At 63.8% G+C, this 22,461-nt stretch carries 18 protein-coding genes and 1 pseudogene; 8 read left to right on the top strand and 11 right to left on the bottom strand.

Annotation, left to right across the window (positions count from 1 at the left end):
* Window positions 1–128 precede the first annotated feature (128 nt).
* Window positions 129–2,216: an AsmA family protein gene (locus tag ACVIIV_RS09065; RefSeq protein WP_456743877.1), complete on the bottom strand. Its 2,088-nt coding sequence runs from the start codon at window positions 2,214–2,216 to the stop codon at window positions 129–131.
* Window positions 2,217–2,452: 236 nt separating this feature from the next.
* Here ACVIIV_RS09065 and ACVIIV_RS09070 point away from each other — a divergent pair, with 236 nt between their 5' ends.
* Complete coding sequence (locus ACVIIV_RS09070) at window positions 2,453–3,127, top strand: Crp/Fnr family transcriptional regulator (RefSeq protein WP_456743878.1); 675 nt, start codon at window positions 2,453–2,455, stop codon at window positions 3,125–3,127.
* An 11-nt stretch (window positions 3,128–3,138) separates the two neighbouring features.
* On the opposite strand, the gene ACVIIV_RS09075 is transcribed toward ACVIIV_RS09070, so the two are convergent.
* From ACVIIV_RS09075 to ACVIIV_RS09095, 5 genes are all read right to left on the bottom strand, one after another.
* A complete protein-coding gene (locus ACVIIV_RS09075; RefSeq protein WP_456743879.1) occupies window positions 3,139–3,378 on the bottom strand; it encodes a DUF433 domain-containing protein in 240 nt (79 codons plus the stop codon).
* 66 nt (window positions 3,379–3,444) lie between these two features.
* Window positions 3,445–6,579, bottom strand: a complete 3,135-nt coding sequence (locus ACVIIV_RS09080; protein ID WP_456743880.1) for an efflux RND transporter permease subunit — start codon at window positions 6,577–6,579, stop codon at window positions 3,445–3,447.
* The gene (locus tag ACVIIV_RS09085; RefSeq protein WP_456743881.1) at window positions 6,579–7,508 is read right to left on the bottom strand and encodes an efflux RND transporter periplasmic adaptor subunit; all 930 of its coding nucleotides are present in this window, start codon (window positions 7,506–7,508) and stop codon (window positions 6,579–6,581) included. Before ACVIIV_RS09085 ends, ACVIIV_RS09080 begins: the two co-directional genes overlap by 1 nt.
* Window positions 7,509–7,666: 158 nt before the next feature.
* Entirely contained in the window at window positions 7,667–8,338 is a 672-nt protein-coding gene (locus ACVIIV_RS09090) for an OmpA family protein (protein WP_456743882.1), read from the bottom strand.
* 143 nt (window positions 8,339–8,481) lie between these two features.
* Window positions 8,482–10,023: a caspase family protein gene (locus ACVIIV_RS09095; protein WP_456743883.1), complete on the bottom strand. Its 1,542-nt coding sequence runs from the start codon at window positions 10,021–10,023 to the stop codon at window positions 8,482–8,484.
* Window positions 10,024–10,383: 360 nt separating this feature from the next.
* Here ACVIIV_RS09095 and ACVIIV_RS09100 point away from each other — a divergent pair, with 360 nt between their 5' ends.
* Both ACVIIV_RS09100 and ACVIIV_RS09105 read left to right on the top strand, forming a co-directional pair.
* Window positions 10,384–11,190 carry an N-acyl homoserine lactonase family protein gene (locus ACVIIV_RS09100; RefSeq protein ID WP_456743884.1) on the top strand — a complete coding sequence of 269 codons (807 nt, stop codon included), beginning with the start codon at window positions 10,384–10,386 and terminating at the stop codon, window positions 11,188–11,190.
* A gap of 578 nt (window positions 11,191–11,768) precedes the next feature.
* A pseudogene (locus tag ACVIIV_RS09105) lies at window positions 11,769–12,407 on the top strand (protein-L-isoaspartate(D-aspartate) O-methyltransferase).
* 353 nt (window positions 12,408–12,760) lie between these two features.
* Here ACVIIV_RS09105 and ACVIIV_RS09110 read toward each other — a convergent pair.
* The 3 genes from ACVIIV_RS09110 to ACVIIV_RS09120 all read right to left on the bottom strand — a co-directional run bounded on the left by ACVIIV_RS09110 (window position 12,761) and on the right by ACVIIV_RS09120 (window position 15,634).
* Entirely contained in the window at window positions 12,761–14,023 is a 1,263-nt protein-coding gene (locus ACVIIV_RS09110; protein ID WP_456743885.1) for a response regulator transcription factor, read from the bottom strand.
* 258 nt (window positions 14,024–14,281) lie between these two features.
* Window positions 14,282–15,001: a class I SAM-dependent methyltransferase gene (locus ACVIIV_RS09115; protein WP_456743886.1), complete on the bottom strand. Its 720-nt coding sequence runs from the start codon at window positions 14,999–15,001 to the stop codon at window positions 14,282–14,284.
* Between the two features lie 90 nt (window positions 15,002–15,091).
* Entirely contained in the window at window positions 15,092–15,634 is a 543-nt protein-coding gene (locus ACVIIV_RS09120) for a MarR family winged helix-turn-helix transcriptional regulator (RefSeq protein ID WP_456743887.1), read from the bottom strand.
* A gap of 110 nt (window positions 15,635–15,744) precedes the next feature.
* Here ACVIIV_RS09120 and ACVIIV_RS09125 point away from each other — a divergent pair, with 110 nt between their 5' ends.
* From ACVIIV_RS09125 to fahA, 5 genes are all read left to right on the top strand, one after another.
* The gene (locus tag ACVIIV_RS09125) at window positions 15,745–17,373 is read left to right on the top strand and encodes an FAD-dependent oxidoreductase (RefSeq protein WP_456743888.1); all 1,629 of its coding nucleotides are present in this window, start codon (window positions 15,745–15,747) and stop codon (window positions 17,371–17,373) included.
* A 12-nt stretch (window positions 17,374–17,385) separates the two neighbouring features.
* Window positions 17,386–17,610: a DUF2783 domain-containing protein gene (locus ACVIIV_RS09130; protein WP_212031111.1), complete on the top strand. Its 225-nt coding sequence runs from the start codon at window positions 17,386–17,388 to the stop codon at window positions 17,608–17,610.
* 24 nt (window positions 17,611–17,634) lie between these two features.
* A complete protein-coding gene (locus ACVIIV_RS09135; RefSeq protein WP_456743889.1) occupies window positions 17,635–18,591 on the top strand; it encodes an MBL fold metallo-hydrolase in 957 nt (318 codons plus the stop codon).
* Window positions 18,592–18,593: 2 nt separating this feature from the next.
* Entirely contained in the window at window positions 18,594–19,940 is a 1,347-nt protein-coding gene (gene hmgA / locus ACVIIV_RS09140; protein WP_456743890.1) for a homogentisate 1,2-dioxygenase, read from the top strand.
* A 197-nt stretch (window positions 19,941–20,137) separates the two neighbouring features.
* On the top strand, window positions 20,138–21,409 hold the full coding sequence (gene fahA / locus ACVIIV_RS09145) for a fumarylacetoacetase (RefSeq protein ID WP_456743891.1): 1,272 nt from the start codon (window positions 20,138–20,140) through the stop codon (window positions 21,407–21,409).
* A gap of 122 nt (window positions 21,410–21,531) precedes the next feature.
* Here fahA and ACVIIV_RS09150 read toward each other — a convergent pair whose 3' ends face one another.
* Window positions 21,532–21,843, bottom strand: a complete 312-nt coding sequence (locus tag ACVIIV_RS09150) for a DUF1272 domain-containing protein (protein WP_456743892.1) — start codon at window positions 21,841–21,843, stop codon at window positions 21,532–21,534.
* Window positions 21,844–21,915: 72 nt separating this feature from the next.
* Window positions 21,916–22,395, bottom strand: coding sequence for an Lrp/AsnC family transcriptional regulator (locus tag ACVIIV_RS09155; protein WP_456743893.1), 480 nt, complete (start codon window positions 22,393–22,395; stop codon window positions 21,916–21,918).
* Window positions 22,396–22,461: the final 66 nt, after the last annotated feature.

The following is a 22,461-nucleotide window of genomic DNA, read 5'->3' on the forward strand; positions in this document are numbered from 1 at the left end:
GCGGACCGGCCGATGTGGTTACTCCCTGCGGACTCCCGGGCAGGAAGATGGGTGGTGAATTGTCGCAGCCTCATCCGTTCAGAGGAAATAGCGGACGGCAAAGCCAATGTAGGGGGATTGGGCGTGAGTTATCGATTGAAGAGCTGCCGCAGCACGTCGTTCATTGGCTGACTGTCCTGCTGCGCGAGCGGCGGGTCCTCCAGAGCGGGGGCTGGCGAGGCCTGTGGCGCCGGTGTGGAGGGCGCTGCCGGCAGGCTGCGGCTGCGGCCACTGCCCGGCGCGGCGCCAGTGCTGCTTCCCGCGCCACTGGAAAGCCCCTGCTGGATCAGATTGCCGATCGCTTCCCCCAGCGGGCCGCCGAGCAGATTGTTCTGGCCCGGCTGCTGTGCTTGCGGATTGGCATTGCCGGCCGCATTGCCGCCGCCCGGCGCGGCGGTGCCACCGAGACCGAGGCTGCCCAGAATGTTGCCGAGCCCGGCGCCGTCGGGGCCGAACAGGCCCTTGCCCATCTCGCGCAGCTTGGCATAGGCGGCGTCCGGATTGTCCAGCATGCCGGCCATGTCAGGATAGATCCGCGGCTGCGACCAAGAGCCCTGGATCATCACGGGGATGCCGAAGCCGACCGGCTCGTTAGCGCGGCCCTGGCCTTCGGTCGTCATCACGAGCTTGGGCTCGACGCGAAAGCCCATCATCTTGGTGTCGAGGGCGATGGTGCCGGCGCCGGTCACGCGCACCAGCGGTCCGATCAGATTGAGATCGGTCGTCACCGCCTGGCCCTTGTCGATGCGGAAGGAGGCCGAGAGCTGCGACAGATCCGTGCTCTGCTCCTGGCTGGGATCCTGGTTTCCGTTCTGGTTTCCATTCTGGTTTCCTTGCCAGCCGGACAGCGTGCTCGTCGTCAGCGAGCGGATCATCTGCGCGACATTGATGCCGCGGATGGCACCGTCCTGGAAATTGACGAAGGCCGTGCCTTGCATGTTCGCCATCAGCGCGCGCTGGCTGTTGCCGGCGCTGCGCAAAGCGAGCTTGGCTTGCAGCTTGCCGTCGATGCGGTCGAATTCGGCAAGGCCCTGAAGCAGAGGCAGCGCGCGCACGCCGACGAGGTCGGAATGCATGGCAAAGCTCGGCGCCCCGGTGGTCGCGTCCAGGATCACCTCGCCCGAGACCTGGCCGCCATAGGCGCCGAGATTGGCGGTGCCGGCCTTCAGCACGCCGCCGGCGAGCTTGGCGTCGAGCGCCAGCGGCGCGATGCGCGCATCGCCGATCACGGCCTCGTTCGCGGAAATCCTCACCTGCGCATCGACATAGTTGAGCCCGGAGACGTCGATCGGCGCATTGCTCCAGGGCTGCCCGGACACGCCTTCCGGCGATTTCGCCAGCGGCATCGCCAGCCGCTGGAAGTCGAGATCGACCTTGACCAGCGGTTTGCTCGCGATGTCGATGGACGCCCAGCCGTTGAATGCGCCGTCGCCGAGCCTGCCATTCACGCCGTTGATCATCACGACATCGCCATTGAGCCGCATCTCGGCATGGCCGGTGAGCTGGGACTTCAGCACGTCGGGCATGTCGATGGCGAAATCCACCGGAACCGTCGGCCGTTCGGCCGGCGAGACCGGCGTGGCTGCCTTGATATCGAACTTGGTCGGATGCTCGCCGACGCGCGCGGTGCCGGTGATATTGACCTTGCGGTCGCGGCCCATGATCGCGTCGGCGTTGATGGCGCTGATGCGGCCCTCGACACGATCGCGCAGGCGCGAGAACGCGACTTCGCCGTCGGTGACCTTGATGCGGTCGATGGTGGCGCCACTGGTATCGAGCGCGAGCGGCTTCGACGGGGCGCCGGCACTCGGCAGGCGCTCACGCAGCAGCGGCTGGTAGAGCACGGGATGGGTGACGACGAGCTCGCTGATCTCAGGGCGGCCCGACCATACGCTGGCGAGCGACATGTCGGCCTGCACGCTGTCGACCGTCAGGCGCGTGATGCCGCTGCGGTCCTTGGGGTCGGCAAGCGTGAGGTCGTTCAAGGTGACGTTCAGCGTCGGCCACAGGCTGATCTTGGTGGTGCCGTCGATCGACAGGCGATAGCCGGTCGCACTCTCGACGCGCGAGGCGATCGTCGAGGTCAGGAAGCCCGAGGGGATCCCGACCACCAGCAGCAGTGCGATTACGATGATGACGGCGGCCAACGCCGCGCCGGCGAATTTCAATGCTCTCATCTCGACTTTCCAACGACGGACAATCGGCGTCGAATCCGGCAGATGACCCGTCCCTTGCGCCTTGAGTTTATCCCCGGACGGGAAGCGGCTCCAAGCGCGTAAAAATAGTCAGGGGGTGCTGCAAAGTTATGTGACTTATGACACACTTCTCCGGCGCGGTTTTACGCGATCCTGAAGTTGATGGTTTCAAGCGATTTGGCAGCAACAATGACCAGGACGTTCACAAGGACATTGACATGAGCAAGCAGGCCGAATTTGCGGTCATCCTGAAGATGAACCCGATGTTCGCCGATCTCGGCGCAGACGAGCTCCAGCGGCTGTCCAATCTGTGTCACACTCAGCATTTGGGGAACGGCGAGGTGCTGTTCCAGAAAGGCGATCCCGGGGACGCGCTGTTCGGCGTCCGCCGCGGCCAGGTCCGCATCGAGACCGGCGCCTCCGACGGCAGCCGGCTGACGCTGAATTTCATGGGGCCGGGCGACCTGTTTGGCGAGGTCGCGGTGCTGGACGGCCAGAACCGCACGGCAGATGCCACCGCGGGCGAGGCCAGCGAGTTGTTCGTGCTGCGGCGCGAAGATTTCCTCGGCTTCCTCGAGCGCGAGCCGAAGGTCGCGATCAAGATCATCGCCCTGCTGTGCCAGCGCATCCGCTGGCAGAGCGAGCGCATGGAAGAATCCATGCTGCAGCCGCTGCCGGTGCGCCTGGCGCGGCGGCTCTGCGCGCTCGCCGCCGATTTCGGTTCCGAGGTCCACATCTCGCAGGAGCAGCTCGGCGTCTTCGTCGGCGCCGCCCGCGAAAGCGTCAACCGCCAGCTCCAAGCCTGGCGCAAGGAAGCCATCCTCGATCTCCAGCGCGGCCGGATCCTGCTGCGGAACATGACCAAGCTGACCGCGATCGCGCGGAACGAGTAGGTCGAGCAACTTCACTTAGCTTGGTCGGTCGGTGGCAGATCGACGGCTATGTCCTCTGCGAGAAAGGCTCCGTATCGCAAAGCCTCATCAATGTCTTCGCGCTCGAGATACGGGTAGTCCTTGAGAATGGATTCGTGCGTCTCGCTGGCCGCCAGCAGGCTAAGCAATCGCGCGACCGGAAACCGCAGCCCCCGAATGCAGGCTTTGCCTGTGCAGACGGCAGGGTCCATCGTGATGCGCACAAAAGTCATGACACAAGCTAGCGCGCACGAACGACCTGCGCCACCGTGTACCTCCAAGCCGGCTTGCCTCGAATCTCATTCCGCAGCGCGGTGCGCGACGTTCTTCGGTGCCGGCGCGGCTTCGTCATGGCCGGTCACCTCCGCGTCCTCGCTGTGCACGATCAGCCGCTTGGCAAAGCGCCAGATCAGGGCGCCGAAATCGTCCATCACCATGAACATCGCGGGCACGAACACCAGCGACAGGATGGTCGAGAAGATCAGGCCGCCGATCACCGCGAGCGCCATCGGCGAGCGGAACTCGCCGCCGGCGCCGACTGCGAGCGCGCTCGGCATCATGCCTGCGGCCATCGCGATCGTGGTCATCACGATCGGGCGGGCGCGTTTCATGCCGGCGTCGATCATGGCCTCCTCGCGCGGCTTGCCGGCGTGAATGGCTTCGATGGCGAATTCCACCAGCATGATCGCGTTCTTGGTCACGATGCCCATCAGCATCAGGATGCCGATCCACACCGGCGTGGTGAGCTGCTTGCCGGTGACGAGCAGCGCCGCGATGGCGCCGCCGATCGAGAGCGGCAGCGAGAACAGGATGGTGATCGGCTGCAGGAAGGTGCCGAACAGCAGCACCAGCACGGCATAGACCATCATCAGCCCCGCCGTGATGGCGGTCGCGAAGCCGTCCGACAATTCGTTCAGGCTTTCCGCGTCGCCGGAGGGCGAGACCTTCACGCCTTTCGGCAGGGTCTTCATGACCGGCAAATCGTAGATCTTCTTGGTGGCATCGCCGAGTGCGGCGGAGCCGACGAGGTCGGCGGCAACGGTCGCCTGCCGCTCGCGATCGTAGCGGTTGATGCTGGTCGGACCCTGGTCGAGCTTGACGTCGGCGATGACCGAGAGCGGCACGCCGCCCTTCTCGCCGCGCTCGCCGAGCGGCACGCGCAACTGCTCCAGCGTCTTCAGATTGCCGCGGGCGGCATCCTCGAGCTGCACGCGGATCGGCACCAGGCGATCGCCCACGTCGAATTTGGCGAGCGCGGGCCCGACGTCGCCGATGGTGGCGACGCGGATGGTCTGCGACAGGCTTTCGGTGGAGACGCCGAGCCGTGCGGCGAGATCGGCGCGCGGCTCGATGCGCAGCTCGGGGCGCTCCAGCGAGGTCTCCGAGATCACGTTGGCGATGGTGGGAATGCGTTTCATCTGCGTCGCAAGCTCGCTCGCGACGTTATTGACGATGTTGGGGTCGACGCCGGTCACCACCAGCGAGATCGCGCGTAGGCCGTTCTCGTCCAGGAACCAGAAGCGGATGTCTGGAACGTTCTCCAGCTCCTGGCTGATCGAGAATTCGAGCTCGCGCTGGGTGATGTCGCGGCTGTCCTTGGGCGTGTAGTTGATGATCAGGGCGGCGCGCCGGACTTCCTGCGTGCCCGGTGGGACGCGCCCGCCGTCGACGAAGATGCTCTTCACCTCGGGCCGCTTGCGCAGCCGCGCGACGATGTCCTCGGTGACCTTTTCGGTGTAGGCGAGCTGGGTGCCCGGCGGCAGCTCGAGCGCAAGCAGCGAGCGGGCGCTGTCCTGGGCCGGCAGGAAGCCCTGCGGCAGCAGCGTGATGCTCCAGATCGAGGCGGCGAAGACGCCGAGGCCGATCAGCACAGTGATGAAATAGTGCTTCACCGACCAGGCCACGATGCCATGATAGGACCGCAAGATGCGGCCGGGCGGCGGCTCCACATGCGAACTGTGCTTGAGGAAGTAGGCGGCCAGCACCGGCGTCACGAAGCGTGCCGCGAGCAGCGAGAAGAACACCTGCACAGAGACGGTGATGCCGAACTGCTTGAAGAACTGTCCGGCGATGCCCGACATGAAGCTCGCCGGTGCGAAGATCGCGATGATGGTCAGCGAGATCGCGATCACCGCGAGGCCGATCTCGTCGGCGGCCTCCAGCGCGGCACGGTAGGGCGACTTGCCCATGTTCATGTGCCGGACGATGTTCTCGATCTCGACGATGGCGTCGTCGACGAGAATGCCCGTCGACAGCGTGATGGCGAGGAAGCTGACGAGGTTCAGCGAGAAGCCGAGCAGGTCCATCGCCCAGAACGCCGGGAAGATCGATAGCGGCAGCGAGATCGCGGCGATGATGGTCGCGCGCAGGTCGCGCAGGAACAGCAGCACGATGACGACGGCGAGGATGGCGCCTTCGAACAGGGTCGAGATCGCCGCGTGGTAGTTGCCTTTGGTGTATTCGACCGAGGTGTCGATCAGCTTCAGATCGACGTCGGGATAGGCGGCCTTCAGCGCGTCGATGCGCTTCTGCACGGCCTCGGCCACCTTCACGTCGCTGGCGCCCTTGGAGCGCTTGATGCCGAGCGCGACCACCGGCTCGCCGTTGAAGCGGGCAAAGGTGCGGCGGTCGGCGATGGTGTCGGTGACGGTGCCGAGATCGTCGAGCCGGACCTCGCCGCCGCCGAACAGCGGGATCATGGTGCCGGCGAGATCGCCCAGCGTCTTGGCGCCGGCGAGCGTGCGGATCGCCTGATCGTTCTTGCCGATCTCGGCGCGGCCGCCGGCGACGTCGACATTGGTGCCGCGCAGGCTCTGGCTGACATTGACGGCAGTCAGGCCCATCGCCTGCAGCCGGTCGGGATCGAGCGAGACCAGGATCTCGCGCTCGACACCGCCGATGCGCTCGACCTGCGCGACGCCGCGCACGCCTTGCAGCGCGCGCTTGACCACGTCATCGACGAAATAGGAGAGCTGCTCCGGCGTCTTGCCGGGCGAGATCGCGGCATAGGTCACGATCGGCAGGCCGATGACGTCGACGCGCTGGATCAGCGGCTCTGTGACGTTCTGCGGCAGGTTGGAGCGCACGCGCGTCACCGCGTCCTTGACGTCGTTGAGCGCGCGGTCGGTGTTGGTCTCGAGCGCGAACTGGATCGTGGTGACCGACAGGCCGTCGGTGATCTGTGAGGTGATGTGCCTGACGCCCTCGACGCCGGAGACCGCGTCTTCAACCGTCTTGGTGACCTGGGATTCGAGCTCGGCTGGCGCCGCGCCGAATTGCGAGACCGCGACCGAGATCACGGGGATGTCGGCCGAGGGCAGCCGTGTGATCGCGAGCTTGGTGAAGGACACCCAGCCGAGGACCAGCAGGATGATCGAAAAGACGACAGACGGCAGCGGATGACGTATAGACCATGCCGAGATATTGAGAGCCATCAGCGTACCCGTGTGCGATCGAGTTCATCGGCGAACATGGTCTTGATCTGGTCGCCGTCATGGAGCGAAGAGCCGGCGTCGGCCACGACGATTTCGCCGACCTCGAGCCCTTCCAGGATTTCCGTCGCGCTGTCGGACGACAGTCCGACCCGCACCTTGCGCGTCTCGACGATATTGCCTTTGACGACCTGCACAGTGAGATGGTCGATCGCGGTCTTGGGGATCGAGACGCCGCAGCTTCGCTTGGCGTCGATGGAGGCGCGAGCGAACACGCCGACCTTCAGTGAGGGGTTGTTGGTGACGCTGATGCGGACGCGCCCGAGCTGGGTGGTGCGGTCGATTTCGGGTGCAACCAGCCGGACCCGTCCGATCAAATCGGGCGCGTCGTCGCGGCTGATGCGCACGGTCGCGCCGGAACTGAGCTTGGACATGTGCACCGCCGGGACCTGGGCGTCGAGCTCGATCTCATTGTTGACGGCGATGCGGAACATCGGACCGGCCTGCGGCGAGGCCGGCGCGCCGACGATGGTGCGGACCTCGGTGATGAGACCCGGCGCGGGTGCTTTCATCGAGGCCGGGCCTTGTGGGCCGGGGCGCTGCGGCTGGCCCGGAATCTGCGGCGGCGCGGTCAGGCGCGCTAGCTCCTGGTTGTCGGTGACCACAGTGCCTTCGGTGACCAGGAGGTCGGTGACCCTGGAACCTTCCTGGTCGGCAACGACCACCGCCTCGCGGCGCGGCACGAAGAAGCCGGTCACCCGCACCAGGTCAGAGAAGCAGGCATTGGTCGACTTCGTCACGATGACGAGCGCCGTGCTCGGCGTCTCCTTCGGCTCGGCGCGCTTTCGATGCTCGAACAGATAGTAGCCGACGCCGAGCGCGACGACGAACACGACGGTTCCGGCCGGCTTGAGATATTCAGTCAAATTCATCGCCGGATCATCCTGACCTGGCTCACGGCCATCCGCGCGAGGCCCGAACAGAGCGTTTCCCTGAAATAAAGCGGCGTCCCGCAAGGCTGCGGGACGCGCTTTGGCAGCGAGACCTTACACCACATCACGACTTGTCACTGCAAAGGATTACGTCGTGCTCACTTCGATGCGGTGGTCTTGTTTTCCATATTGACGACCTGCACGCGGCGATTGACCTCCGCCAGCGGCTGGTTCGGATTCTTGAGCTTGCTCTTGCCATAGCCGACGGTGACGAGATCGGTCGCGGAGATGCCGTACTTCTCGATGAGGTAGCGCTTGATCGAATCCGCGCGGCGCTCTGACAGGTCCTGGTTGTAAGTTTCGCCGCCGGCGGCGTCGGTGTGGCCCGCGACCACGAAGGTCGAGCCCTTCAGGTCGGGACTGGTCAAGGCACGGCCGAGCGCCTGCACGGACGGCATCGATTTGGCGCTGATATTGGCGGAGTTGTAGTCGAACGTGATTTCGAGATCGATGTTCGGCTTGTCCTTGGCGACCGAAGCGATCTCCTCGCGCTCGGTCGACGACAGCGAGCGCGTTGAGCGGCCGCGCACGGACTGAAGCAGCTTGGTCTCCGCCGCGTTCGGCGCGGGTTCGGTCTGCGGGCCAATCGAGAGGCCGCGGGTCAGGGGCTTCTTCGGCGCCGGCGCCAGCGCGCGGACGATCTCGTCCTCGGTGACATTCTTGCTGTTGCCGTCATCGCCTGCGTATGCGGCCGAGGTCGGCAATGACAGCGCGGCGCCGACGGTGATGATGGACAGAATCGCGGTAAGCCCTTTTGCAGCCGATCTCATAGCCAGTCCCTCCTGCGCAGCCAGCTCGCGTACTTCAAAATTCCGGCAACAAGCCCCGGAAAAGGACTGTTGCGGCATCCGCCCATTAGTGTTCCCAGGGCTGTTCAAGGTTCGAGGCTTGGACGGCCTCAACTCAAAAAATATCAACGCACTCCGTAGCTTGCGAATTCCTGGACGATGTTCGGATCCATCGCCTTGGCATTGGCGATGTCCAGCGCCCCTTCCTGGGCCGAGCCGTTGCGTTGCTTGGCAAGGCCGCGTCCATAGAGCGAAGAGGTCAGGCGCGGGTTGATCTTCAGGGCCGCATCAAAATCGGCGATGGCATTCTTCACCGCGCCCGACTTGAGGTTGACGAGCCCGCGGCTGTCCAGTGCATCGACGAAGTTCGGCCGCAGCCGCAGCGCCTCGTTGCAATCCTTCAGCGCGCCCTGGAGGTCGCCGACTACCGTGCGGGTCCAGCAGCGGTTGTTCAGCGCCTCGACGTCCTTCGAGTTGATCCGGAGGGTGTCGTCAAAATCCTTGATGGCGAGGTTGTAGGCGCCCTTGCTGGCATAGACCTGGCCGCGCCGGTACAGCGCGTTCACGTCGTCCGGATTGGCGGCAATCTTGGCGGTCAGGCCCTTGATCGTGGGATCGTCAGCCAGGACGGCGGCACTGGGTCCGCTGTCTGTGCTCGGCGCGGGAGCGGGATCAATCGGTTTCACCGGCGGTGGCGGTGGGGGCAGAGCGGCCTCGATCTGCGGCTTTGGTGTGGGGGCCGGTGCAGGCGCCGGCGCAGCTGGAGCCGCAGGAGCAGGTGCCGCAGCAGTGTCGGCCGGCTTCGGCGGCGGAGGCGGTGTCGGCGGCGCGGGTGGAGCGGGCGGCGGGTTGTTGGCGACGACGGCCGGCGCAGCGGGAGGTGCAGGCGGCGGCGTTGCCGGACGCGATCCGCCGGCGCCCGGAATGAACGAGAAATCTTCGGCGAGTGACGAGGAAATCCACGGCACCTGCTCGCCGCGCGAGGCGCGGGTGACGCCCATCTTGGTGCGGTTCAGCGTCTCCTCGGCCATCAGCTCGGGGACGCGGATTTCCTTCAGCAGCTCCTGGACGAACAGGCTGTGGTCGCCGCCGGCGTCCGAGACCACCGAGGCCAGCGCCGCCGAGTACATCACCAGCGTGCCGTTCGGCGCGATGACGGGGGTCAGGCCGGCGGAGAAACTGCGGAACCGGCGCTCGAACGGGTTGCGCCTGGAGGCGTCGATCAGCCCGATCTTGACGCCGGCGCCGCGGGTGTTGAGCTCGCCGAGCACGGTCTCGAGGCTGAAACCGTCGCGGCGCACGTCGGATTCGGTCCAGATCTGTGCATCGACCGGCAGCAAATAGCTCTGGCGCGCCGACTGAATGCCGAAACCGCTGAAGAACACCAGCGCCACCGATCCTGGCTTGATCTTGCTGTAGAGCTTGTCAAAGGCGCGGCGCATGCCGTCGCCGGTCAGGTTCTCGCCGATCTCGACCGAAAAGCCGTCCCGCTTGAGCTCATCGGCGACGTCGCGCGCATCGTTGATCGGTTCCTTCAACGGAGCATCCGCGTCCGGATATTTGGCGTTGCCGATGACCAGCGCAAAGCGGTCACCGGCCGCGAGCGATGGAGCCGTCGGGGCGAGCGAGATGAGCAAGGAGAGAAGAAAAAAGAAGCGAATTTTCATAATCAGCGCGGTCCAGCCAAAAAGGCGCCGTTCCAGCTTGCGCCGCGGCGACCTTAACTTACGCTTACCTCATTATCAAACCGGAGACGGGGGGCGTCAACCGCTTGGAGATTCGGCATTATCGTGACGATGGACTGCAGCGCAGGGGGCGTGCCGCGAGCGGATTAGATGGGTTGTCATGACAGTCCTCGGTACCTCGATCCTATCGGCGGCACGTTAGGGCAACCATGGCGATGAAGATGTGATTGGTCTCACATTGCAGCCCTGCCGCCGCCGCAACGCCCCACGTTTGACCTTTCCTGCCGGCGATGGCTTGGTGTGCTCGATCGTCCCACAAGATCCAACTCAGAAAAGAAGACCATGGGAAACGTCTACGAAATCTACGCCTTGCGCTACGCGACGATGTCGCCGCGCACCCCCCACATGAACTTCCTCCTGCCCGACCCGCATGACAGCGCGGCGCAGGATCTCGATTATTTCGTCTGGCTGATCCGAGGGCACGGCCGCGACATCCTGGTCGATACCGGCTTCAACGCCGAGGAGGCGAGCGCGCGGGCGCGCAAGCTGACGCTCAATCCGGTCGATGCGCTGGAGCGATTCGGCGTCGCGGCAACAGCCATTCGCGACGTCATCGTGACGCATCTGCATTACGACCACGCCGGCAATCTCGACCGCTTCCCGAATGCGCGCTTCCATCTCCAGGAACGCGAGATGGATTACGCGACGGGGCGCTGCATGTGCAACGGCCTGTTGCGACATCCGTTCTCGGTCGAGCACGTCACGCAGATGGTGCGCCACGTCTATGGCGAGCGTGTCACCTTCTACTCGGGCGACGGCGAGGTCGCGCCCGGAGTCACCGTGCACCGCGTCGGCGGCCATTCCGACGGCCTGCAGGTAGTGAAGGTCGAGACCGCGCGCGGCTCCGTGGTGCTGGCGTCCGATGCCGCGCATTACTATGCCAATCTGCAGCGCAGGAGCCCGTTCCCGATCGTCTACAATGTCGGCGACATGGCGCAGGGCTGGGAGACGATCGAGCGCCTCGCCGGCCACCCTGACAGGTTCATCCCCGGCCATGATCCGATCGTGACGGAGATCTATCCGCGCGCCAGCGATAAGGTCGACGCCTGGGCACTGCATCTGCCGCCGACGCGGTCGTTTGCGAAGTGACGGCTGAGGCCTGCTCCATGCCCGTCGTCCCGGACAAGCGCGCCCAAAGCGCGCGTAGATCCGGGACCCATGACCCCAGGGAAGAGTTTGGCGCGACAAGGTAACCGCGAGTCTTCGTGATCGCGGCGTCCTGTGCTGCAATGAGAGGGGTGCGCTCGCTCTCCCGCAAGCGGGAGAGGTGAACGGGCCGCGGCGATCAATTCAACCTATCGCCATTCCGCTTTAGGGCGGGTGCTTATAAACCTTAGATGTCGGCTTCCGAAGGCCGGACATTAGGTGAGGAATTCCCGGTTGAGAGCAGTGAGGCGGCAATGCGTGTCCTGCGAGATGCAGTGATGGATCGTGTCCGCTGGCGGGCCCATGACGCACTGGGGTCGTTCGCCGGACGCCGTGTTTCGCTGAGGTGATGCGTCGAATCGGCTCATTGCGCTCGAGCGGTCGACGTGAGCCGATTACTTCTCAGAGAGCGCACGATGAAAGCCTTGCTGCCGCTCGTGTTTGCCGTGGTTGTCGTGGCCCGGGAAGCGACCGCTCAGGACGCACCAAAGGACGCGCAATGCGTCCGCGAGCGCGCCGCCATGGTCGAAACCATCCGGGCATACGCCCGATCCGCCGCCAGTGCCTTGGGACAGCAACGCCTGTCGGAGCGTGTCCTTGAGGCCATGGAGCAAACGAAACGCCATCTGTTCATCCCCGAGCAACCTTGCTCCATCGCATACGCGGACAGACCGATGCCGATCGGCCTCGGGCAGACCATATCGCAGCCGTACATCGTGGCTTTGATGACCCAGTTGGTCGAGGTCGCGCCCGATCACGTTGTGCTGGAAGTGGGGACGGGTTCGGGCTATCAGGCCGCCGTCCTTGCCCACCTGGCGCGAAAGGTCTGCACCATCGAGATCATTCCGTAATTGGCCGAGACCGCCGCGAAAACATTAAGAGACCTTGCGTATGACAACGTGAGCGTCAAGCTTGGCGACGGATACGATGGCTGGCCCGAATGCGGTCCTTTTGACGCCATCGTCGTGACTGCCGCGCTCGGGCAGCCACCGCCGCCCCTGATCGAACAGCTTAAAGTAGGTGGCCGGCTCGTTATGCCGGTGGGACCCGGTTACACCACTCAGCAGCTCACGATCATCGAAAAAATCGCCCCCGGCAAGACGACGACGCGCGCCGTCGCCCTCGTGCGCTTTGTCCCCTTTACGCGTTCACAAAACTGAGCTCGCCAACGTCCCGTTGCTGCTGAGCCGGAATCTGGGGCGTCGAGGTGCCTGGCACCTTGCGCGAATGCACGTTTGGAGCGGCGGCAATTGGCCCATCAGCCAAGTGGCGGCCCCTCTGGTGGAGCTCTGCTATCGGCACGTAGCGGCCCAGATTTGTTCACTCTGAGGTCTTCGCATTCTGACCAACGAGATCAGCGCGGAGGGTACTGTTCCGTATTCAGCCCCTTGGAGCGAAAATCGCCACCGCCGCCATTATGACGGATAGAACGCCGAGACCGATCACGGCGATCTTGAAGCGGAGTTCTGCATCCATTTAGTGCCCATCGTCGCGAACATGTCGGAATCACGCTCTATCTGGAATTGATGGGCAGCAACTGAAAAGTCGATGGACAACGTCCATTGTCACCACAGCGGTGACAAGACGCTTCGGCATGGGCGCACCTCTTGATCGGAACTGCACGAGCAGTTATCGGCTCGGGGTCTCTCGTAAGTTGGTCGGGTCGCCCATATTGCCTAACATTGGATTGAGTGCTGCTCGATGCCGTGAAATCGCGGCCCAGTACAAGGATCGAGCGACGCAGACTGGAATAGCCGCAAAACGAGCGACCCTCCTGAGAAACATCAGCCGGAGCTACACCGCTCTTGCCAGCCAGCTTGAAATGCTCGTGGACGACATAGCGGCCGAAAGACGCCAGCTTGGTCGCGAGCACTAGAAGACCAACACGTCGAGCAGCGATAGGCCAGACCCAACAGTTGTTGTTGATCAGATCAGGGCGCTGGCGTACCGCGAGGACCGCTGCGTGAACCTGTGATTTGGCGTTGAGTTTCTTCTGTGCGCGCTTGAGATAGGTTCGCACCGAATTTTCGCTGAGGCGCATCCGCTCGGCAATGGCGGGAGGTCTCTCGCCCGCCGCGAAATGACGTAAGGCCGTCAACTCGCGCGGGGAAAGATCGGCTGCCTCCAGGATTGTCGCGTTCGCCATCACTTCCTTCATCCGATAGACGGCAAGATTCGCGGCGGCGTCTATTGTCATTCGGAGTTCTCGGGTGAGCACCGTCTCCGTCAGCACGTGGCGCGACGTAAATGACACCATCCACGATCCCTGAGGGCAATAGAACCCGTCGCGGAATCCGTGTTCTTGCAGCATGTCGAAGACCAGACGGTCGCTGCCGGTTGGTTGCATCCGCCGCATCACATCGGTGAACGTGAACGGTGCGGGATCGCTGGCAGCCGTGTGGGCGAGCAGGCTGGGACCATGTTTCTCCATCATCACCCGACGATCTTCTTTGTAGGCCGCTGGGACCGTCTTCGAATACATGATGCCGCCGAAAACGTGCGAGGGCTCCTCCTCGATCAGCTCTGCGGGCCACATCGAGAGCAGATTGATGTAAGGCCCGACGAGCCTGTCCAAGGCGTCGAGAACGCTTTCGGCGTCTGTCGTCGCGGTGACTGCGCGCAATGCGAAGCGGAATCTCTCTGGCAATTTCCGGGTTGGCCCTTCTGTTGAACCTTGGAAAATCATCACCACGATGTCGGAAACATGGCTGCGCAGGCGCAGAGCATCGATGCGCAACTGAGTGAGGTACTTATCGTTTGTATGGATCGCATCCATGCAATTCAAGCGAAGCCTACGGGGACGTGCTAGGCGCTAATGTTAAGAAGTATCTTGCGGTCCGGGCAAGCCGACATGTCGCCTCGTGGCCCCTAGCCGAAGCGCGATAATCCCGGTTATCGTGGGTAGAGAGCTCGTAGCTCGTAGGATGGGTTGAGCCCTTGCGAAACCCATCCATCCATCCGCGATGACGAAGCATGATGGGTTTCGCAAGGGCTCAACCCATCCTACGCGCCGAGACGGGCGGCGGGCGCGATGTCAATGAGCGCCGGCAGGATCCCCGCAAGCAACGATTTCGTGGGGAGATTTTCGAGCCGCTAGCTCCGGAGGAGAGAATACCGCCAGGTATCCTCCGCCCCCTGCGAGCTTATATGTGGCGATCTCGCGATAGTCGACGGCGGTCAACTCGCAGCGCAAGAGCTCAATTGGCGTGCCATGCTTCGACGTCGGAAGCTCAAGATCGACAATTCCGACCCGCGCACCTTGCTTCAAGGCGGGCGCGAGATTGTAGAGGAAGGCATACGGTTGGGCTATCTCGTGATACATATGCACAAGGATTGCGGCGTCCAGCGAGGAAGCGGGCAGGCGCGGATCGTGTGGTTCGCCGAGCGCGAATTGCACGTTTGTCAACTTCAGAAGCTTTGTTCGCCTGGCGAGTTCGACGAGGTAATCCCGCGTGACGTCCTGGGCAACGACAGAGCCGGCGGGTCCGACGAGGTGCGAGAGCCTGACCGTGTGGTAGCCGCTGCCTGCTCCAATGTCGCCGACTGTCATACCTGGTTTCAGTTCAAGATGGCGTGCGATTTGACCGGCCTCGTTGAGCGCGTCGCGGCGCTCTTCGGCGGAGCGGCGCGGGCTGACGATCCGTGCGACTGGACGCGGCGGTGAGGGAAACTCGTTTGCAGCGACTCCGGAGGAAGCCAGATAACCTATGTCAGCGGCGTAAGCGCGCGTTGCGGCAAACGCCACAAGTAGCATCGTTATATACGCCACTGCCGTCACGGTCCTACCAAGCTTTCTCAACCGGACTCCCAAAAGCTGACGTCTGCGCCTTTATGAGCACGCACCCTAATACGCCTGCTTCGCATCCGCCTCTTCGCTGGTCTGGATCAGGTCGAGGCTCGCTTCGATCTTGCCGAGCAACGTCGATAATTGCTTGCGCTCCTGCGCAGAGAGGCAGGCGAGGATCTCGTCCTCCCGCCGCAGCAATTGCGGGAACAGCTCTTCATAGAGCGCGCGGCCCTTTTTCGTCAGTTGCAGGCGGAATTCGCGACGATCGGCTTCGTTCTCGACCCGCTCGATCAGGTCCTCGTTGAGCAGCGTGGTCACCGCGCGGCTGATGGTGGATTTGTGCGTGCGGGTGCATTGCGAGATGAATTGCGCGCTGCAGGCATCGTTGCGAAAGCCGAGTGTGGCAATGACACGCCAGGCCGGAATGTCGAGGCCATGGCGCTCCTGATATTCGACCGAAAGCGCGGCGCTGACTTCCGCCGCCAGCCGATTGAGACGGAACGGCACGAACTTGAACAGGTCGAGCCGCGGCTTGAGCCCCGCTGAGCGCTCGTCGGCTTGCCGTGTCTTCAACGCGATGTCGCTGGATGTCCTCGCCAAGGAGAGCGCTCCGAATTCCAGTTGACGGCCGGCCGGCTCCGGTCCAAAATAGTTGCACGTGAGACTATCTAGCAGATCAGTCCTCTTCTGACCAGAGCCGAGGTTCGTGTATGGCGCCGGCCAATACCCCTCACGCCAAGACCCAGTTCGGCTATCGCCGTCACCCCGATCAGGACCGCCCCGGGTCAAGCCCCGCGGAGCATCCGGTCGTGATTGTCGGCGCTGGCCCGGTCGGGCTGTCGCTGGCGATCGATCTTGCCCAGCGCGGCCAGCGGGTGGTCCTGCTGGACGATGCCGACCGCATCGGCGAAGGCTCGCGCGCGATCTGCTTCTCGAAGCGTTCGCTCGAATATTGGGACCGGCTCGGCGTCGGCGACCGCATGGTCGACAAGGGCGTGGTGTGGAGCGTCGGCCGGATCTTCCACGGCGAATCCCAGCTCTACCAGTTCAACCTGCTGCCGGAAGACGGCCACAAGCGGCCGGCCTTCATCAATCTCCAGCAATATTACGCCGAGGCCTATCTGGTCGATCGCATCAATGACCTGCCTGAGATCGACCTGCGCTGGCGCAACAAGGTGACGGCACTCGAGCAGCGCAACGATTCCGCCGTGCTGACGATCGAGACGCCCGAGGGCGCATACCGCGTGCTCGCCCAATATGTCATCGCCTGCGACGGCGCGCGGTCCTCGCTGCGGCAGCTGGTCGGTGCCGAATTCGCTGGCCAGGTGTTCGAGGACCAGTTCCTGATCGCGGACGTCAAGATGACCGCGGAGTTTCCGACCGAGCGCTGGTTCTGGTTCGATCCGCCGTTCCATGCCGGGCGTTCGGCGCTCTTGCACCGGCAGCCTGACAATGTCTGGCGCATCGACCTCCAGCTCAACCGTTACGCTGATCCTGTCGTCGAGAAGAAGCCGGAAAACGTGCGGCCGCGGATCGCGCGCATGCTCGGCCACGACAAGTTCGAGTTCGAGTGGATCTCGCTGTACAAATTCCAGTGCCGGCGGATGGATCGCTTCATCCATGGCCGCGTGATCTTTGCCGGCGATTCCGCGCATCAGGTCTCGCCCTTCGGCGCACGCGGCGCGAACTCGGGACTCGAGGACGCCGAAAATCTGTCCTGGAAGCTCGATCGCGTGTTGCGGGGCACCTCGCCCGCGAGCCTGCTGGAGAGCTACCACGTCGAACGCAGCATGGCGGCGGACGAGAACATCCGCGAGTCGACGCGCTCGACCGACTTCATGGCGCCAAACTCGCATCAGGAAGCGCGCCTGCGCAAGGCGGTGCTGTCGCTGGCTAAGGAGACCGAGTTCGGCAAGCGCATGGTCAATGGCGGCCGGCTGTCTGTGCCGTGCAGCTATGATACGCCGCTGTCGTCACCCGATGCCGATATGTGGGCCGGCGGGCCTCGCCCCGGCTGCTCCATGCTCGATGCGCCCGTTGCAGCGCGCGCGGGTGAGCAGGCCTATCTGACTGATGCCTTCCGCAAGGGGGGAACGCAATTCACCCTGCTGTCGTTCGGCAATGGTACGCCGATCGAGATCCCTGATGGCGTGAAGGACATTCGCATCGGTGGCGAGACCGGGCTGGCCGATCCGGCTGGTCTCGCGGCAAAGCGCTACGATGCCCAGCCTGCGACGGCCTATCTGCTGCGGCCCGATGGTTACGTCGCAGCACGGTTCCGCTATCCGACCGCTGCCGTGATTGCGGCCGCGCTGTCGCGCGCCCAGGGTCTTAATTGAGGTTCTTGCGCCATGGCTCTCTCGACCAGCTCGAACTTCGCACGCCCTGACGACGCCTTCCGCGCCATCGTCGAGGCGCATCGCGGTCTCACGGAGGAGCAGAGCGCGGATTTCGACGCGGCGCTGGTCCTGATCCTCGCCAACCATATCGGCGACATCGACGTGCTGCGCGAGGCGATTGGGCTTGCCAAGCGCCGCATGATCGACGGCCAGCAGCAACAACAGCAACAACAATAGCCCCGTGACTCAAAGGACGAATTGATGGCGAAGAACTTCGCATCCACCGGCGATCTCTCCGAGAAGACAATCACCTTCTCCGAGATCGGCACCGATCTCTATGCCTTCACTGCCGAGGGCGACCCGAACACGGCCGTCATCGTCGGCGACGACGGCTGCCTCGTGTTCGACGCGCAGGCAACGCCGGCGATGGCGAACAAGGTGATCGAGCGCGTCCGCACCGTCACCGACAAGCCGATCAAATATGTCGTGCTGTCGCACTATCACGCCGTGCGCGTGCTCGGGGCTTCCGCCTACAAGGCGCAGGGCATCGTCGCCTCGCAGGAGACGTATCGGCTGATCGAGGAGCGCGGCAAGCAGGACTGGGATTCCGAATACGGCCGCTTTCCGCGTCTGTTCCAGGATGCGCAGAGCATTCCCGGCCTGACCTGGCCGACGCTGACCTTCGAAGGCGAGATGACAATTTACCTCGGCAAGCGCGAGGTGCGCCTGATGCAGCTGGGCGCCGGTCACACATCCGGCGACATCGTTGCCTGGGTGCCTGATGCCGAGGTGATGTTCTCCGGCGATCTCATCGAATATCACTCGGCCTGCTATTGCGGCGATGCGCATTTGCGCGAATGGCCGATGACGCTGAACGAGATCCGCAACTTCAATCCCAAGGCGATCGCGCCGGGCCGCGGCGATGCGCTGAAGGGGACTGCGACGGTGCGCGAGGCCATTGCGATGACCCGCGACTTCGTCACCTCGCTCTACGGTGTCGCCGAAATCTCGGTCGCCAAAGGGCGTACGCTGAAGGAATCGATGGCGGCGACGCGCGAGGTGATGGATCCGAAATTTTCGAGTTTCGCCATCTACGAGCACTGCCTGCCGTTCAACGTGTCGCGCGCTTATGACGAAGCGTCCGGAATCGATGACCCCGTGATCTGGACCGACAAGCGCGATCAGGAGATGTGGGCCGCCTTGCAAGGAGGAGGATAGTCATGAACATCAATACCTCGCCTGACCAGATCATCCGCAGCTCGGCCCAGGTGACGCCGGGCTACATGTCCGGCTTCGGCAACAGTTTTGAGACCGAAGCATTGCCGGGCGCGCTGCCGATCGGGCGCAACTCGCCGCAGCGTTGCGCCTACGGGCTCTATGCCGAGCAGCTCTCCGGCTCGCCCTTCACCGCGCCGCGCGGCACCAATGAGCGTTCCTGGCTCTACCGCATCCGGCCCTCGGTGAAGCATTCCGGTCGGTTCGAGAAAGTCGATGCCGGCCTGTGGCGGTCGGCGCCGTGCCATGAATACGACCTGCCGATCGCGCAATTGCGCTGGGATCCGACGCCGCTTCCGAGGGAGGAGATCACCTTCGTCGAGGGCGTGCAGACCATGACGACGGCCGGTGACGTCAACACGCAAGCGGGCATGGCCGCGCATGTCTACCTCATCACCAAATCGATGGTGGATCAGCATTTCTACAATGCCGACGGCGAGCTGATGTTCGTGCTTCAGCAGGGCAATCTGCGCCTCGTCACCGAGTTCGGCCGCATCGATGCCGAGCCCGGCGAGATCGTGGTGATCCCGCGCGGCGTCAAATTCCGCGTCGAGATTCCGAACGGCCCGGCACGCGGATATCTCTGCGAAAACTACGGCGGCGCCTTCACGCTGCCGGAGCGCGGGCCGATCGGCGCCAACTGTCTCGCCAATGCGCGCGATTTCCTGACGCCGGTTGCGTATTACGAGGATAAGGACACCCCGACCGAGCTGTTCGTGAAATGGGGCGGGTCGTTGTTCAAGACGCAGCTCTCCCATTCGCCGATCGATGTCGTCGCCTGGCACGGTAATTACGCGCCGTATAAGTACGATCTGCGCACCTTCTCGCCCGTGGGTGCGATCGGCTTCGATCATCCCGATCCCTCGATCTTCACGGTGCTGACCTCGCCGTCGGAGACCGCGGGCACCGCGAATATCGATTTCGTGATCTTCCCCGAGCGCTGGATGGTTGCCGACAACACCTTCCGCCCGCCGTGGTACCACATGAACATCATGAGCGAGTTCATGGGCCTGATCTACGGCGTCTACGACGCCAAGCCGCAGGGCTTCGTCCCCGGCGGCATCAGCCTGCACAATTGCATGCTGCCGCACGGCCCGGACCGCGACGCCTTTGAGCACGCCAGCAATGGCGAATTGAAGCCGGTGAAGCTGACCGGCACCATGGCCTTCATGTTCGAGACCCGCTACCCGCAGCGCGTCACCGCACACGCGGCGAAGTCGTCGACGCTGCAGGACGATTACGCCGATTGCTGGAAGGGCCTGGAAAAAAGGTTCGATCCGAACAAGCCGTGATGTTCTTACCCTCCCCTGGAGGGGGAGGGTCGATCGCGCGTAGCGCGAGCGGGGTGGGGTGACGGTCTCTCCACGTCCAACAGTTCCCGTGCTGAGAGATCACCCCACCCCGTTTCGCATTCCGCTTCGCTTCATGCGAACCGACCCTCCCCCTCCAGGGGAGGGTGACACCGTCACCGCTGCGCCACGGGAAACCAATGCCCCACCCCAACGACCCCAGCCTCCGCGCCTTCATCGAGGTCGATCCCGCCTCGGACTTTCCGATCCAGAACCTGCCCTATGGCGTGTTCTCGAACGCGGCCAATCCGACGCCGCGGGTCGGTGTGGCGATAGGAAACTACGTGCTCGATCTCTGGGAGCTCGAGCGGGATTCCCGGCTCGATGTCGGCCCGCTCGGCGTGTTCTCCGGCCCCTCGCTCAATCCCTTCATGGCGCTGGGGCCGAAGGTCTGGACGAAGACGCGGGCGCGCATCAGCGAGCTCCTGCGCGCGGATCATCCTGAGCTGCGCGACAACGAGGAGCTGCGCAGCCGTGCGCTGGTGCCGATGCGCGATGCCAGACTGCATCTGCCCTTCACCGTCTCCGGCTACACCGACTTCTATTCCTCGAAAGAACACGCCACCAATGTCGGCGTGATGTTCCGCGGCAAGGACAACGCGCTGCAGCCGAACTGGCTGCATATGCCGATCGCCTATAACGGCCGCGCGTCCACCGTGGTCGTCTCCGGCACCAAGGTGAAGCGTCCGCGCGGGCAGCTGAAGCCGCCGAATGTGGAGCTGCCGAGCTTTGCGCCGTGCAAGCGGCTCGATTTCGAGCTGGAGATGGGCGTCGTGATCGGCCAGCCCTCGCCGATGGGCGGCATGCTGAGCGAGCAACAGGCCGAGGAGATGATCTTCGGCTTCGTGCTGCTCAACGACTGGAGCGCGCGCGACATCCAGCAATGGGAATATGTGCCGCTCGGCCCGTTTCTCGCAAAAGCATTCGCGACCTCGATCAGTCCCTGGGTGGTGACGCGCGAGGCGCTGGAGCCGTTCCGCCTGAACGGGCCGGAGCAGCAGCCGGTGCCGCTCGACTATCTCAGGCAGACGAAGCCGCAGAACTACGATGTCGCACTCGACGTCTCCTTGCGCGCCGCCGGCGCCAATGCGCCCGCCAGCATCAGCCGCACCAATTTCAAGTACATGTACTGGTCTTCGGTGCAGCAATTGATGCACCACGCCTCCTCAGGCTGCGCCATGAATGTCGGCGATCTCTTAGGGTCCGGCACCATCTCCGGCCCCGAGAAGAACCAGCGTGGCAGCTTGCTCGAGATCAGCTGGAACGGCAGCGAGCCCGTGGAATTGCCCGGCGGCGCCAAGCGCTGCTTCCTGGAAGACGGCGACAGCCTCGTCATGCGCGGCTGGTGCCAGGGCAACGGCTATCGCATCGGGTTCGGCGAGGTCGAGGGGACGATTTTGCCGGCGGAGTAGCCTCGGTCGCTGCCACAACTTCCGTCATTGCGAGGAGCACTTGCGACGAAGCAATCCAGGCTGCTTCCGCGGATGCATTTCTGGATTGCTTCGCTGCGCTCGCAATGACGGTGTGGAGGGACCTACCGCCTCTCCGGCGGCACGTCGCGCACCCGCACGCAATGTGCCGCGACGTCCTCTACACTGTACTTCAGATGCACCCGCTTGTCGGACGGCACCTGTTTCGCCGTGCACACGCCCGGACGCCATTCCTGCGTCGGTCGGATCGGGCGCGGGGCAAAGCCGCCGCCGCAGTTCGGGCAGACGTTGAAGAGTTTTGTCTCGACGCAGTCCGCACAGAACGTGCATTCATAGGAGCAGATCCGCGCATCCGTGGCGTTCGGCGGCAGGTCGCGGTCGCAATATTCGCAGTTCGGTCGAAGCTGGAGGGCCATGGCAGGGTCTCCCGAGTTGGCCTGATCATCGCAGACGGCGCGGAAAGCGCGAATGCCGTAGTTCCCTCGATTTCAGCCAGCCTTCAAATCCTTCAACGGCAGCTTTGAGCTTTCCTTCAGCCGATCCAGCACGATCGAGGAGCGCACATGCGCCACGCTCTGGTGCGGCATCAAGACGTCGTTGACGAGGTTGGAGAGTCCCTTGAGGTCGCGCAGCACGGCTTTGAGCACATAGTCGGCATCGCCCGTGAGCGAATAGGCCTCCTGGATCTCGTCGATCCGGTTCACCAGCGCGCGAAAGCGTTTCGAATTGTCCGGCGAGTGCGTCGCCAGCCCCACCTGGATGAAGGCGATCACGCCGAAGCCGAGTGCCTCGCTGGAGAGATCGGCGTGGTAGCCGGATATCACCTTATCCTCCTCCAGCCGCATCCGCCGCCGCGAGCATTGCGAGGCGGAGAGGCCAGCGAGCTCGGCCAGCTCCTGGTTGGTGAGACGGCCATCGTCCTGGAGCGCAGTCAGGATCTTGAGGTCGAAGGCGTCCACGGAGATCATGCGTGTTTTGCCCATTTGATGCACGGATCGTGCATAAGATAGCCGAACGCCATCCCGTTTGCACGC

It is taken from the genome of Bradyrhizobium sp. USDA 4354 (assembly GCF_054060315.1).